The organism is Eubacteriales bacterium mix99, from assembly GCA_038396605.1.
Taxonomy (GTDB): Bacteria; Bacillota; Clostridia; order Caldicoprobacterales; family DTU083; genus UBA4874.
Genome location: CP121690.1, coordinates 2,361,233 through 2,375,024, shown reverse-complemented (window position 1 = coordinate 2,375,024; position 13,792 = coordinate 2,361,233). Strand labels below are relative to the sequence as shown.

Here is a 13,792-nt window from a genome sequence, read left to right as displayed (position 1 = left end):
TTCTGCCATTTATACAACTCCTTTCCTAAACGGATTTTTTCTTGTTTTCAAGACTCGATATTATCATTTCCAATCTTCGTGTTTTCATGCTCTTCCATAAAAAAAAGCAGTGATGTCAACACGCCAACACTGCTTTTTTCCTGAATGTTTTTTGCCTTCACGATTCTCCGGGATGGAACCCGCCGGATTCCTCCTGGTTCGCCGCCGTATCATCTGAATCAGATTCTGCCTTTTCCGCTTTCTCCTGCGTGGAACTTTCGGGAATCTCTGCCGCATCCTGCGATGACAAAGTACTATCTCCGGTCCGGTCCGCATTCTCCATTGAAACATTTGCGACAGGAGGGTGCTTCCTGCGATAGACAAATAAGACAATTCCCAATACAACCAGCAAAATACCCAATAATTGGGAAATACGAACATTGTCCAGATAAAGACTGTCTGTTCGGAGGCCTTCGATAAATATGCGCCCCAGCGAATACAGAATCAGATAAAGGAGAAAAACCTCCCCGGTTCTTTTCCTGTGCCTTCGGTATCCCATCAAAATGAAAAATACAATAAGATTCCAGAATGATTCATAAAAAAAGGTTGCCATATGCCATTGCTGATCGGCCTGAATGAAAACAGCTGCCGGAAACCACTGCCATTGCGGATTGTTCACCACAACGCCGTAAGCTTCCTGATTAATGTAATTTCCCCATCGCCCGATGGCCTGCCCCAGTATGATGCTGGGTGCGCAGATGTCAGTCAGGTTCCAAAAATCTATTTTTTTCCATCTTGAAAACAGATAGCCACCTAAAACTCCTCCCAGCACACCGCCGTATATCGCCAATCCACCCTTTCGAATATTGAAGATATCCAAAGGATGGCCCTTGTACTGGTCCCACTCAAATATGACATAATACAGTCTTGCCCCGATAATTGCCATGGGGATCGCCAGAAGGGCCATATCCACAATGGAGTCCTGGTCCATGCCAAAAATTTTCGCGTGATGCATCGCAAGAAAAATGCCGATTAATACTCCTGCAGAAATCAGGATACCATACCAATAAATTGGTTGTCCAAAAATGGAAAAGGCTACCGGATTCATAATATCACTCCTTTACCTTCCAATTATATTAATTTGAAAACCCATAGTCAAGCATCCAATCGGAAAATGGGAAAGAAAAGCCATGACAAGGGACTGAAATATATAACAAAGCGGAGAGAAGAGCTCCCTCCGCTTTGCTGTGCGCATTTATTCGTTATTTTGGCGCGATACGGTTCACCATTTCATTCAGTTCTTCCGTAAATCCGGATATGGGTTTCCCGTTTCCGATATCCTTGAAAATATCCTGTATCCGGCTGACCATATCGGGATCCGCAGTTACCACGACTCTGGTAATTCTGTCGTCTGCCTCTTTTGCCTTTTTTTCGACTTCTGTTTTAATGGCATCCGTCATCTTACCCTTGAACTGTTCGTTGAACTGAACCCCGATCATAGCTGTATTGCCGGTCAGGACGCAGGTTGCAGACTTCACATCCCTTTGTCTTGCTGCTGCATCCGCTATTTCCCTGGCACGGCTTTGCGTATCCCCTGCATTGTTGTCCCGGGGTGTAGCATTCGGTGTGGCAGGATTCGGCGTAACAGGACCCGGCGTAGCGGAAACAATCGGCCGATTCGGCGCAGTCCTGGGAGCTACCCTTGTCTGGCGGGTACCCGGCGTACTACCGGGTGCCCTTGTGGTACCGGGTCGCCTTGCCGGAGCGCAGGATACGACCAGCATCATAGTGATCATGATTGCCAAAATAGAGAACAGGTAATACTTTGTTTTCATTCCATCGCCTCCTTGTCACTATTTTGACACTCATCATCTATTTTATGAAATGTAATTCATTGATAAACTAACGCTTTATCCCATATTTCCATGAAATTATCTATTTTCAAAAAAGACAGAACGCTTCAACTTTTTCAGGTTCTCCAAAAATGGCGGAAAAATCACTTCTTTTTCGGTAAAAACAGCAGTGATATAAGAAGCAGGAGTGACATCAAATGCCGGATTCGCAACTTTTACCCCCTCAGGAGCAATTCTGGTTTCGCCAATCATGGTTACCTCCCGTTCCTCCCTCTCCTCTATTGTGATTTCGTCGCCGGACGCAATGGAGAAATCAATGGTGGAAATCGGCGCTGCCACGTAAAACGGAATGCTGTTTTCCTTTGCCAGAACCCCGACACTGTAAGTACCTATCTTATTGGCGGTATCACCATTTGAAGCAATCCGGTCCGCGCCTACGATAACGCAGTCGATTATTCCCTTTTTCATAAAATAGCCCGCCATATTATCGGTAATCAAAGTAACCGGAATATGGGATTGCATCAGCTCCCAGGCGGTTAATCTCGCGCCCTGCAGATACGGCCTTGTCTCATCTGCATAGACCGATACCCCTTTCCCGTGTTCACAGGCTGCGCGGATCACCCCCAAAGCCGTCCCGTAATCCACGGTAGCCAGTGCGCCGGCATTGCAGTGCGTCAACACCACGTCTCCGTCAGAAAGAAGAGCCTGTCCATTTTCGCCGATTTTCCGATTGACCCGGACATCCTCCTCCGCCATACGATCTGCTCCCTGTTCCAGAATCCTCTGGAGGCCCGCAACGGATTCCTCCCGATGATCTTCCGCCAGTTTTACCATGCGGTCTACGGCCCAGGACAGGTTTACCGCGGTGGGCCGCGTACTTTTCAATTCCTCTGCCGACCGGTACAGATCCTGAAAGAATTGTTCCTTCTCCATGCTTGCTGCTCCGGCTGCCAGTACCATACCGTATGCAGCAGTTACACCGATGGCAGGGGCACCCCGGACTTTCATTCCTTTTATCGCTTCCGCCACTTCCTGACAGGTGGTACACGCAATGATCCCCGTATGAAGAGGCAATCGGGTCTGATCCAGTAAATCCAGACGGTCTCCCTTCCATTCCAATGTCTTCACTGGTCATTCCCTCCACATGTGCAGCGAAACTCCGTATCCAGCCGGGTAATCATGGTCAGGATCAGATCCTTTACCTTGTACGTGTTTTCTTCAAAGACCCGCAGCACTTCGTCGTTTGTTACCGGTTCGATGTCGTCCCTTCCCTCCAGGCCGGCATCATAATCCGTAATCAGGGAAATGTTCGCATAGCAAAGCCCCAGCTCCCTGGCCAGTCCTGCCTCCGGATACTGTGTCATGCTGACAACCTCCCAGCCCATGCTGCTGAACCAGCGGCTTTCCGCCTTTGTGGAGAATCTGGGCCCCTGAATGACCACGACCGTTCCCGTTTTATGTATGGTAAGTCCCTTGCTTTCTGCAATCTCAACGGCTAGCTTTCTCAGCCGCGGACAATAGGGATAGGCCATACTGGTATGAACGACCTCCGGTCCTTCAAAAAAAGTATCCTGCCGCCCAGAGGTCCGATCAACGAACTGATCACATACAACAAAATCTCCCGGCCTGACATCCGGCTGAAGGCTTCCTGCCGCCGTTGTGGCGATTACCTTCCGGATACCAAGTTCCTTCATGGCATAAAGATTTGCGCGGTAATTAACCTTGTGGGGCGGATATTGATGATCCTTCCCATGTCTGGGTAAAAAGGCAACGGTTTTGTTTCCCACCTGACCCAGGGCAATCCTGTCACTGGGTGCGCCATAGGGCGTCGGAACCAGAACTTCCTCTGCGTGATCCAGTAAGGAATAAAGGCCGGATCCTCCGATCACTCCCACATCTGCTTTCTGATTCATTTTCCACTCTCCTTTTGTATGTCCAAGCCGAGCGGCTGCGCCGCTTTTTACAATATACTTCATTCTATCGCAAAAACCGGTTCTCTGCAAAACTTTCCGGTAGGGTCTCCCGCAATAAAATCAAAGACTGCTTCCCATAAATATCAATGATGTGAACCGCAATCCTTCCGCTCTCCAAGTCCGTTCCCCTCTCCTCCCCGGCTTCCGGAAGAATCAATGTCGACGCCAGATCCGGATTTTTTGAGGTTCGGAAGGCACATTGCCCGGAAACAAATGTCCCGTCCCGGAACCTTCCTGCCGACCAGTAATCAATATAATCCATAAAATCCAATATTTCGGCAAATCGTCTGCACGGATAATTCATCAGCTGCAATGAAATTCCTTTGCCTTCCTGACGGGACACTTTCAGCTCCAAACCGCTTTCTCCCTGCTCCACAGGTTTCAACCCCGGATCGCTTATGGAAATGCATCCCCCTCCGGATTGCTGCGCTGCCTGCAGCAGTCTTTTCCGGGTGACAATCAGGGAAAAACCACTGCTGTCCATACCGACCCATCTTCTTCCGCTTTTTTGAGCAACTGCCAGAGTGGTGCCGGAGCCGGCAAAAAAATCCCCTACCCAATCCCCGGGCCGGGTGGTGGATCGGATCATCCTTTCCAGTAAGGCTTCCGGTTTTTGGGTCGCATATCCGGTTCGTTCCGGATCCTTTTGCTGCAAATGGGAGATATCATCCCATACATCACTGGGATATACCAGGGAATCTTCATAATAGCAGTACTTTTTGCCGTTGCTGTGAACCGACCAGAAGACACGGCCGTCCTCATCGGTTTGCCGTTTCATATTGTTTCGCTTTTCCGTTCCCCTTGGCCTGCCCACTGCTTCCCTGTCAAAATAATGCCGGTCGGATTTTCGATAAAACAGAATGGTATCGTGCTTTCGGCTGAAATGTTTTCTGGCACGGCCGCCGCTGTGATACGCCCATATAATCTCATTCAGCATATTTTTCTCTCCGAAGATCTCATCCATCAAAATCCTGGCATAGGAACTGAATCGGTAATCCAGATGCAAGAAAATGGATCCTTCCGGTTTCAGCAGTTCCTGACTACAGATCAAAACCTGCCGCAGCATCTCAAGAAAGCTTTCCCGGTTTTCCCATTGATCGGAATAAGCAGGAAGAGAAATTAGATATTTTCTGTTGCCGTTCCACCCTTCCCTTCCTATCCTCTGATCAAACGAAAAATCCTGCTTTGTAAAAAATGGCGGATCCAAATAAATCATCTGAAATTTACCCTTCCAGTCCTTCCGCAGACAGGGTAAAGTACTGGCAGAATCCGATTTATAAAAATATCCGGAGGATTCCCCGCAGGATTCCTTTCCGGAAATCTCCGGGATATGCTTTTCTGTGATGTGCAGTGGCATAACTCCGCTCCCCCATAAAAGATAAAAGCCCGTGAAATGCGGGCTTCCCTTACCTGCTGTTGAATATACTGCAAGAACCCTGTACTGCAGTTTCGATCCGGACAGGGATCAATGAACCAGTACAGGTGTGACAGCGATTGCCCCGGTCGGGCATTTCTCCGCACACTTCATGCACTCGGTGCATTTCCGATAATCAATTTTTGCCAGATTATTCTCAAAAACGATGGCATCCGAAGGACAGACCTTTTCACAGATCCGGCATCCTATGCAACCGACTTTGCAGTTTGCCCGAACCTCCCTGCCGCTGTCCCTGGAATGGCACGCCACCTGCACGGCGCTGGAGGCAGGGATCAGCTCTATGATATTCCTGGGACATGCAGCGACACATTTCCCGCAGGCGGTACATTGATCCCGGTCAACCACTGCAAGCCCCTTTTCATTCACATGAATGGCATCAAAGGGACAAACCCGCTGACAGGTACCGAACCCCAGGCATCCATATTTGCAGCCTCTTTGTCCGTCAGCTGTCATACTTGCCGCTATACAGTCCTCAATCCCTTTGTATTCAAATTGGCGGGATGTCTGATCGCAGTCGCCCTGGCATAAAACCCGGGCGATCTTCTGCTCTGCTGTCTCCGCCTTCACACCCATAATTGCTGCAACTTTTTCCGCAACGGATGCGCCGCCTACCGGGCAGCCGTTTACCGGTGCCTTTCCGGCCGCCACTGCCTCCGCAAAAGCGTCACAGCCTGCCTGTCCGCATCCTCTGCAGTTTGCTCCGGGCAGTACCTCACGAATCCGGTCCACATTTTCATCCTGCGGCACGGAAAATTTTTTGGAGGCCAGGTCCAGTCCCGCTCCGAAAACAAAACTCAGGGCACCCAGACTCAGTACCGGGAGCAATAATTGTTCCCACATCAAAAATTCCTCCTTATCTTATTAGTCCCTGAAATCCCAGAAAAGCCACGGACATCAGGCCAGCGGTGATCATGGCAATCGGAAAGCCGCGAAACGGCTTTGGAATATCCGACAACTCCAGTCTCTCCCGGATTCCCGCAAAAAGAACAATGGACAGGGTAAATCCCAGAGCTCCGCCGATCCCATTCACCAGGGACTGAAACAGGTCATAGTGTTCCTCAATGTTCATGATGGCCACACCCAATACCGCGCAGTTTGTGGTAATCAGGGGAAGATAAACGCCCAGCGCCTGATACAGGGACGGACTGGACTTTCTCAGCACCATTTCCACGAACTGCACCAATGCCGCAATAACCAAAATAAAGGCAAGGGTCTGCATATACTCCATATGAAGAGGTACCAGAATAAAATAATGCACCAGATAGGTGAACAGGGAGGACAGCGCAATGACAAACGTCACCGCCATGCCCATTCCCACTGCAGTTGGCACTCTTTTGGACACGCCAAGAAATGGGCAGATGCCCAGGAACTTTGACATAGTAAAGTTATTTACCAGAATGGAACTTAATAGAATCACAAATATTTGGCTTGCATATTCCACAGTCAAACCCCCCTTTCTTTATTCGGTTACCGGCTGTTTCTTCTTTTTTCTTTCGCTTACTTTATTGAAGAGGCCAAGCAAAAGTCCCAGTGTAAAAAACGCGCCGGGCGGCAGAATCATGATAATAGCCGGCTCATACGCTGCCGGCAGCAATGGGATCCCAAATATGGACCCCGCACCGATCAGCTCCCGGATACATCCCAGAAGGGTCAGCGAGAGGGTAAAGCCAAGGCCCATGCCGATTCCATCCGCAAAGGACTGGAGCGGCGGGTTCTTGAAGGCAAAAGCTTCTGCCCGGGCAAGAATAATGCAATTGACGACGATCAATGGAAGATACAGCCCCATTGCATCATATATTTCCGGTACAAAGGCATGCATCAGCATTTCAACAATGGTAACGAATGCTGCTATGATGACAACAAATGCCGGAATACGTATCTTATCGGAAATAAAGTTTCGGAGCAGGGAAATAAACAGGTTGGAAAATGCCAGGACAAATACAACCGCCAGACCCATTCCGACGCCGTTGATCGCAGAAGTTGTCAGGGCAAGGGTCGGACACATCCCCAGCACAAGTCGAAAGGTCGGATTTTCCTTTATCACCCCGTTATACAGAATATCTTTGATTTTCACGGTTTCCCACCTCCCAGTTCCTTATCGAAATATTTAATGGCAGTGTTCACCGTATTGGTAATGGCATTGGTTGTTACCGTAGCCCCTGTGATTGCAGAAATGTCCTCATCCTCCAATGGCTTGGAAGCAGACTTCCCACTGAATTGTTCATAGAACTCCGGCTTCTGGGACTCTGCTCCCAGTCCGGGAGTTTCGGAATTCTGAAGGATACGGATCCCTTCCAGTTTGCCGTCCGTACGGATTCCTGCAATGATTTCCAGTTCTCCGCCATAGCCCTTCCCGGTCAGCTTGAACGTATAGCCCACGGTCCTGCTTCCGTCCAGGCCCTTGTAAGCTTCCAATATAGACGGATATTTACCGGATGATACCTTCATCGGCTGAAATTCCCCGGCTTCCGGCAATACGGCCTGTCTGGACTCTGTTGCCGTTTTTTCCACCTGCGCCCGGATCGGCTCGCCGGTAATCATATGCGTCCATGCCAGGGCAAGTGTTGCAATTGCGGTAATCAAGAAAAGTTTAAATCCAATCCGAACCGTCTCAGACATGAGCTTTTCCCTCCCCGAATATTTTTGGCATGGTATATTTATCAATCAATGGCGTAACAACATTCATCAACAGAATGGAATAGCTGACTCCTTCCGGATAACCTCCGTAAATCCGGATGACGGCAGTCAGGATACCGCAGCCAACTCCCATAATGATCTGACCTTTTGGGGTGATCGGAGAGCTGGAATAATCCGTCGCCATATAAAAGGCTCCCAGTATCAGGCCTCCGAGAAAAACCTGATAAAATGCGCCGTACAGGCCATGCCCTCCCAGCAAAGCGGTCAGAATAAATGTCGTGGTGATATACGTTACAGGAATCCGCCAGCTGATGACCTTCCGCACAAGAAGATACACCGCTCCGATCAACAGAGCAACAGAGGATGTTTCACCGATGGACCCTCCGATATTCCCGAGAAATACGTCCAGAAAGCCGGGAAGCTCTGATGCAGAAGCCCACGTCCCTTCCATCATTGCCAGGGGTGTGGCGGAACTGGTAGCAGACGTAACGGCATCCGGCAGTACCCATGTCGTCATTCGTACCGGCCATGCAGCAAGCAGAATCGCGCGGGCAGCCAGCGCCGGATTCATGAAGTTATGTCCCAGTCCACCAAACAACTGTTTGACCAGCGCAATCGCAAGAAAGGAGCCGATAGCCGCCAACCACCAGGGTGCACCGGGCGGAAGGTTATAGGCCATCAGCACCCCGGTGACCACCGCGCTGAAATCGCTGATGGTGATTGGCTTTTTCATAAATTTCTGAATAAGATATTCTGTCAGCACAGCAGTGGCTACGCTGATCAGTATGGTCCAAAGCACTCCAATCCCGTTAAAATATATGGAAGCAATCCCGGCAGGGATCAATGCAATGACAACATCCAGCATAATTCTGGAAGTGGATTCCTGCGTTCGGATATGGGGAGCGGGAGAAACCGTAAAATAATCCATATCCAAACCTCCTTTCTTTTATCCATGCTTCTTGTTCTTCGTTAATCTTTTTTTACTTCTTACTGCTGATTTTCTCTACCCGGCTTTTTATGCCCTGTTGCTTTTATTCCTGTCCGTCCGCCCTTCGGACAAATCATCGGAAACCGATGCATCGCGTTTTTTCCGGCCGGCCAGAATTTCCTTCTTTGCCACCAGAATGGATTGCAGAAGCGGTCTTGTCGCCGGACAAATAAAGGAGCAGCTTCCGCATTCGATGCAATCCAGGGCATGAAGCTTTTCCGCCTCTTCATAATTGCCTTTCAGCGAATTTGCACTGATCAAAAGGGGCATCAGACGGATCGGGCAAACCGATGCACACCTCCCGCATCGGATGCAGTTGGACACCTCCGGCATGGCGGCTTCCTTTTCCGTAAACAACAGAATCCCGGAAGTCCCCTTGGTCACAGGAACATCCAGCGTATGCTGAGCGACCCCCATCAAAGGGCCTCCGGAAAGAACCTTTACGGGCTTTTCCTTCCATCCTCCACAGCAATCGATGACATCCCGGAAGGAAGTGCCGATGCGAACCAGCAGATTCTTTGGCTCCCGAACCGCCCCTCCGGATACCGTTACAATCCTTTGGGTAAGCGGCTCTCCTGTCCGTACCGCATGGGCAATGGCAGCTGCTGTACCCACGTTGTGGACCACGGTACCAACATCCATCGGCAGGCCACCGGAAGGAACCTGACGTCCGGTGATTGCATAGATCAGCTGCTTTTCCGCACCCTGGGGGTATTTCGCCCCAGGGCCGATGACCTGTATGCCCTTTTCTCCTTCCGCCTTGGATGACAGGATCCGGATGGCTTCCGGCATAATGTCCTCAATGGCAATAAAAGCGCTGGATACCCCAAGGATCTTCATAATAACCTTACATCCATAAAGGATATCCTCCGGATGCTCCAGCATAAGCCGGTTATCACAGGTCAGAAAAGGCTCGCTCTCCGACCCGTTTAAAATGACGGTGTCGATCTTCCTCTCAGGAGGCGGAGACAGCTTGACATGAGTGGGAAATGCAGCCCCGCCCATTCCTACAATGCCGGCCTCCATAACAATACTTCTCAATTCTTCTGCGCTCAGGCTCTCCAATGTACCTGGCTTGATGGAATGGTCCGGTATATCCTTCCCATCATTTTGAATCACAACCGTTTCCACACGGCTGCCGTCCGGCTGCTCCGCTTCTTCGATGGACTGAACCGTTCCGGAAACGCTGGAATGAACGGCAGCACTGACATAGCCCTGCGGCTGGCCGATTTTCTGCCCCCATTTCACCCTGTCACCCGGCTTTACCAATGGATCGCAGGGTGCACCAACATGCTGCTTCAGAGGAATCCTTACAATATCGGGGGCTTTGCAGACCTCAACTTTCTTTCCCTCCGTGCTGTGCTTGCTGTGCGGCGGATGGATTCCCCCAGCAAACGGCAGTATTTTGTTCCCCAAACAGAACACCTCTCTCCTCAGACTCGGTCTCTTATCCCCTTGCCGGGATACCCGGGATGCCTTGTTAAAAAAATGACATCCCTGTAATACGAAAATAACCCTCAGAAGCCAAGGCCTCTTCAGGTTATTGAAACATATCCAATGATCTGTATTCATTATATCATAAAAAACATGAAATGGTAATAACAACTTAACAATTTAACTCTTCTTTTTTCGGAATAGTTCGTATAAGCCCATTCCCAGCAAAAATCCCCCGAACAATTTTCCAAGAAGCCGAGAAGGCATGGAAGAAGCCAGAATGGAACCCAGAACGGCACCGAACGCCCCTGCCAGCATCAGAGGGAGAGCCAGTCGGAATCGTATATGTTTGTTCTTGCTGTGTACACAAATCGCAACCAATGCCGTGGGGATAAAGACAGTAAGGTTAATCCCCTGAGCACTGTGCTGGGACACGCCTGCCAGAAATATCATCGCCGGAATCAGAACGGTTCCTCCTCCAATCCCCATTCCGCTGACTACGCCGGACACCAATCCGATTGCAAACAAAAGCAGCTTCAGAAAATCATCCTTACGGCGGCTACAATCATAAACAGCGCGAATATCTTTTGCAGCCAATAGGAGGATACACGGTGAAGGAGATATGCGCCCGTAAATCCACCCAGAATTCCTCCGGCGGCAACCGGCAGTGCTTTCCCAAAATCCAGATATCCGTTCCGGAAATAGATGAAGGCGCTGATGACAGCCAGAGGCAGGATCACAGCTATGGCCGTCGCATGGGCATCATGTTCATCCACATCCAGGAAATGCACCATGGATGGTACAACAATCATTCCCCCGCCGGCACCAAACAGACCATTGCATAACCCGGTCAGGATGCCCATCAAAATAATTTTCAGCTGATAGAATCTCTTTTTCAAAAAAATCACCTGTTCGGTCCGTCATTTTTGAGTGCCATTATCTTGCCCGTGCCGACTCATTTTATTCAGGAACTCAGAACCTGCTCCCGCAAGCGTTCTTTCAGCTTCGCAAGGTCAAACATATCTGTTGCTCCCACTTCTTCGCAATACTGCCACAACCGGATGTAGCACCCTGCTGTGTGGCTGTCGCCGAGAAGTTCCTGCCCGAAATAGGAATCAAATGCTTCTTTGGCAATTTTACTGCCGAGCTGATATAAATCAGAATTTTTGATTCTGTATATATCGGCACTCCCTCTTCGGAAAAGCCATAATTCATCCATTTGTATGGCTTGTCCCAAATATATATTGAGGCAAGAGGTTTGTATGTAGTTAAATAAACTGCAGCATAGTCTAAACTTGAAATGGGATTTGCAAACGGTTTTAGAACCGAAATCCCCTGCATTACGCTTCCATGATATGCTATCATTTCAAACTCCTCTCTTTCAGCCACTCCACTGAGCGCCGCAATCCTTCGATGGTCTTTACCTCCAAGACGATGCGGCAATTATGGTTTTCCGCTAAATGAAGATATTTTTGCAAATCCAATTCTCCCTCGCCTAACGTACTCATCAAGTGTTTTCACCGTCAAATACAGATAGCCGTTATCCTTGCAGTACCGTTCGACGACTTGCATCAATTTGCTTCCAACACCCTGCCGATGATATGCTTCCAAAATACCCATATTGAAAACTTCTGCTGTGTAAGGATTGTGTATTTTCAACGCTATGAATCCAACAGGCTCGTCTCCGTTGTATGCCGCAAAGAAAGGGTAGTCTCTATGTATAATGGCTTTGCGGTCTATGTCCCCGGGGGGACTGAACCAAGCGGGAAGCGCGTGCATTATTTCTAGCGTGATTGCCGTTATTTCATCCGGCAGTTCGACCATTGCAATTCTCATTCTACACTCCTCCGTATCAGAATGCCCTTCATGTGTTCGCTGTTGTTATGGACTTCCAAAACAAGCTGCTTTTCTTCCTCACTACACCCGATGAGGATTTTAATTCGCTGTCCCTTTTCATCAAACCCACAGTGCAGATGATAGCATCAACTGCATTGCCATCAGTGCTTTTCCAAACGTCAATCCCGCCGCCGTCCATCGAGGAGGTGTTTTCGAGATAGCCGTAGTCGACAGGATATATCAATGTCGGATATTTCGGTTGATGACTGCCTTTTGGGCGGTCGATGATGATTTAGGATTCAGATACAAGTTTATCTATGGCAGACCAAAAATCGGTGTTATTCGTTATCAATTTAGAAAAATGCTTATTCGCATTCCATTCTAATGCCTTTTCTTTTTCAATGGCTGTATGCTCTACCCATGCCGGACGAAATCCGCTTTTGATAGCGTTTCGCACGGAGCCGAGATTTGACCACGCACAGCAGTAAAACGGAACCTTTTCTCTTTTAAACACTTCAACTGCCAATTGGGAAGTCAAAGCTGCGGCAACACCCTGCCGGCGATACTCCGGCAAAACATCAATTCCAATTTGCCACATGGTTTCACAATCAGCGGAGCAGCCGGAAAGACCGATTAATCTATCGCCATCATACGCGCCGACGCCAAGCATATCTAAATGCGGCCGCGTTGAGGACAGTGCGTTGCTCCACTCCGGCAGATACAAATCGGCAAAATCATGTCGTTCTAATAGCCGCATTTCATATTTGCACGAAAGTGCTTTTACCACGTCAACATCCGGCAACCAGTATTCTGCTTGGTAATACGGTAAAAAACCGTATTTGACAAATTCGTTTGTCAGATGGTGTATCTGTGGCATCTCAAAGCAGCCATGTGGATACTTCGTATCTATATATAGCTTCACAAAGTCATAAACTCGCTCGTCAACGGAAGCGACGATATTTGAACCGTATGTAATAAGGTCACAGAAAAACGGCAAGTTCAAGTATCTTCGTGCTTTTTCATTTGGCTTAGAGATAACAACGACATTTTCCGTTTTTGTAAAATCATTGGGCGAACAGTTTGCATCTATCGCATGCTGTTCCATCGCAATGCGCAATATATCAGCGTTTGTCATTTTGAGTATCCTTCCTATAGCCTTTTTACAAAGTGAATGGTTCGCCCTGCTTCTTCAAACCCGATCTTCAAATGAAAAGCGAGGCTCTCCGTGTTGCCAATCAGGCAGTCGCTTGCAAATTCGACACAGCTTTTTTCTCGTGACCATGCCTCTCCAAAACGAACTGTCGCAGTTCCTGATTATTTTCGGCCTTATCGCGTATGAGTTGCGGTTCGTAATTATAAAGCTTGCCTTGCGGCTTGTCCGTCCGTCCAAAGATGTAATCCATTGACACATCAAAGTAATCCGCATACCAGCGAAAAGTTTGAATGGAGGGAACCGACTGTCCGTTTTCATAACGGTTAATGCTGGACTGGCGAACTCCGATCATACCGGCAAGTTTATTCTGAGAAAGCCCCACGCTTTCACGTAGCGCACGTAGTCTTTGGCTCACAATTTCCATATCAAGACCTCCAATTAAAGCTACACAGTAGTATGGCAAATAATCGGATATTGTTCAACCCGCAATAGACATAAGATATT

General features: G+C 48.8%; 17 protein-coding genes and 1 pseudogene. All 18 read right to left on the bottom strand.

Going from position 1 to position 13,792, the window contains the following annotated elements; genetic code table 11:
- Nucleotides 1-157: 157 nt before the first annotated feature.
- Entirely contained in the window at nucleotides 158-1,087 is a 930-nt protein-coding gene (gene lgt / locus QBE55_10430; GenBank protein ID WZL77946.1) for a prolipoprotein diacylglyceryl transferase, read from the bottom strand.
- A 154-nt stretch (nucleotides 1,088-1,241) separates the two neighbouring features.
- Nucleotides 1,242-1,814, bottom strand: a complete 573-nt coding sequence (locus QBE55_10425) for a YhcN/YlaJ family sporulation lipoprotein (protein WZL77945.1) — start codon at nucleotides 1,812-1,814, stop codon at nucleotides 1,242-1,244.
- Between the two features lie 96 nt (nucleotides 1,815-1,910).
- The gene (mtnA, locus tag QBE55_10420; GenBank protein ID WZL77944.1) at nucleotides 1,911-2,960 is read right to left on the bottom strand and encodes an S-methyl-5-thioribose-1-phosphate isomerase; all 1,050 of its coding nucleotides are present in this window, start codon (nucleotides 2,958-2,960) and stop codon (nucleotides 1,911-1,913) included.
- The gene (locus tag QBE55_10415; protein ID WZL77943.1) at nucleotides 2,957-3,745 is read right to left on the bottom strand and encodes an S-methyl-5'-thioadenosine phosphorylase; all 789 of its coding nucleotides are present in this window, start codon (nucleotides 3,743-3,745) and stop codon (nucleotides 2,957-2,959) included. Before QBE55_10415 ends, mtnA begins: the two co-directional genes overlap by 4 nt.
- Nucleotides 3,746-3,809: 64 nt before the next feature.
- Entirely contained in the window at nucleotides 3,810-5,162 is a 1,353-nt protein-coding gene (locus QBE55_10410; GenBank protein WZL77942.1) for a site-specific DNA-methyltransferase, read from the bottom strand.
- Between the two features lie 108 nt (nucleotides 5,163-5,270).
- Nucleotides 5,271-6,080, bottom strand: a complete 810-nt coding sequence (locus tag QBE55_10405) for an RnfABCDGE type electron transport complex subunit B (protein WZL77941.1) — start codon at nucleotides 6,078-6,080, stop codon at nucleotides 5,271-5,273.
- Between the two features lie 13 nt (nucleotides 6,081-6,093).
- Nucleotides 6,094-6,618 carry an electron transport complex subunit RsxA gene (rsxA, locus tag QBE55_10400; GenBank protein ID WZL79923.1) on the bottom strand — a complete coding sequence of 175 codons (525 nt, stop codon included), beginning with the start codon at nucleotides 6,616-6,618 and terminating at the stop codon, nucleotides 6,094-6,096.
- An 81-nt stretch (nucleotides 6,619-6,699) separates the two neighbouring features.
- A complete protein-coding gene (locus QBE55_10395) occupies nucleotides 6,700-7,314 on the bottom strand; it encodes an electron transport complex subunit E (GenBank protein WZL77940.1) in 615 nt (204 codons plus the stop codon).
- A complete protein-coding gene (locus QBE55_10390) occupies nucleotides 7,311-7,859 on the bottom strand; it encodes an RnfABCDGE type electron transport complex subunit G (GenBank protein ID WZL77939.1) in 549 nt (182 codons plus the stop codon). The genes QBE55_10395 and QBE55_10390 overlap by 4 nt, the downstream gene beginning before the upstream one ends.
- Nucleotides 7,852-8,805: an RnfABCDGE type electron transport complex subunit D gene (locus QBE55_10385; GenBank protein WZL77938.1), complete on the bottom strand. Its 954-nt coding sequence runs from the start codon at nucleotides 8,803-8,805 to the stop codon at nucleotides 7,852-7,854. The genes QBE55_10390 and QBE55_10385 overlap by 8 nt, the downstream gene beginning before the upstream one ends.
- Nucleotides 8,806-8,892: 87 nt before the next feature.
- On the bottom strand, nucleotides 8,893-10,281 hold the full coding sequence (rsxC, locus tag QBE55_10380; GenBank protein ID WZL77937.1) for an electron transport complex subunit RsxC: 1,389 nt from the start codon (nucleotides 10,279-10,281) through the stop codon (nucleotides 8,893-8,895).
- Nucleotides 10,282-10,479: 198 nt separating this feature from the next.
- Nucleotides 10,480-10,833: a sulfite exporter TauE/SafE family protein gene (locus QBE55_10375; GenBank protein WZL79922.1), complete on the bottom strand. Its 354-nt coding sequence runs from the start codon at nucleotides 10,831-10,833 to the stop codon at nucleotides 10,480-10,482.
- Between the two features lie 2 nt (nucleotides 10,834-10,835).
- Entirely contained in the window at nucleotides 10,836-11,198 is a 363-nt protein-coding gene (locus QBE55_10370; GenBank protein WZL77936.1) for a sulfite exporter TauE/SafE family protein, read from the bottom strand.
- 100 nt (nucleotides 11,199-11,298) lie between these two features.
- Entirely contained in the window at nucleotides 11,299-11,688 is a 390-nt protein-coding gene (locus QBE55_10365) for a hypothetical protein (GenBank protein WZL77935.1), read from the bottom strand.
- Nucleotides 11,689-11,742: 54 nt separating this feature from the next.
- Nucleotides 11,743-12,135, bottom strand: coding sequence for a GNAT family N-acetyltransferase (locus tag QBE55_10360; GenBank protein WZL77934.1), 393 nt, complete (start codon nucleotides 12,133-12,135; stop codon nucleotides 11,743-11,745).
- A pseudogene (locus tag QBE55_10355) lies at nucleotides 12,132-12,427 on the bottom strand (inorganic pyrophosphatase). Before QBE55_10355 ends, QBE55_10360 begins: the two are co-directional and overlap by 4 nt.
- Entirely contained in the window at nucleotides 12,428-13,270 is an 843-nt protein-coding gene (locus tag QBE55_10350; protein ID WZL77933.1) for a GNAT family N-acetyltransferase, read from the bottom strand. It abuts the pseudogene before it with no gap.
- A 100-nt stretch (nucleotides 13,271-13,370) separates the two neighbouring features.
- A complete protein-coding gene (locus QBE55_10345; GenBank protein WZL77932.1) occupies nucleotides 13,371-13,712 on the bottom strand; it encodes a helix-turn-helix transcriptional regulator in 342 nt (113 codons plus the stop codon).
- Nucleotides 13,713-13,792 lie beyond the last annotated feature (80 nt).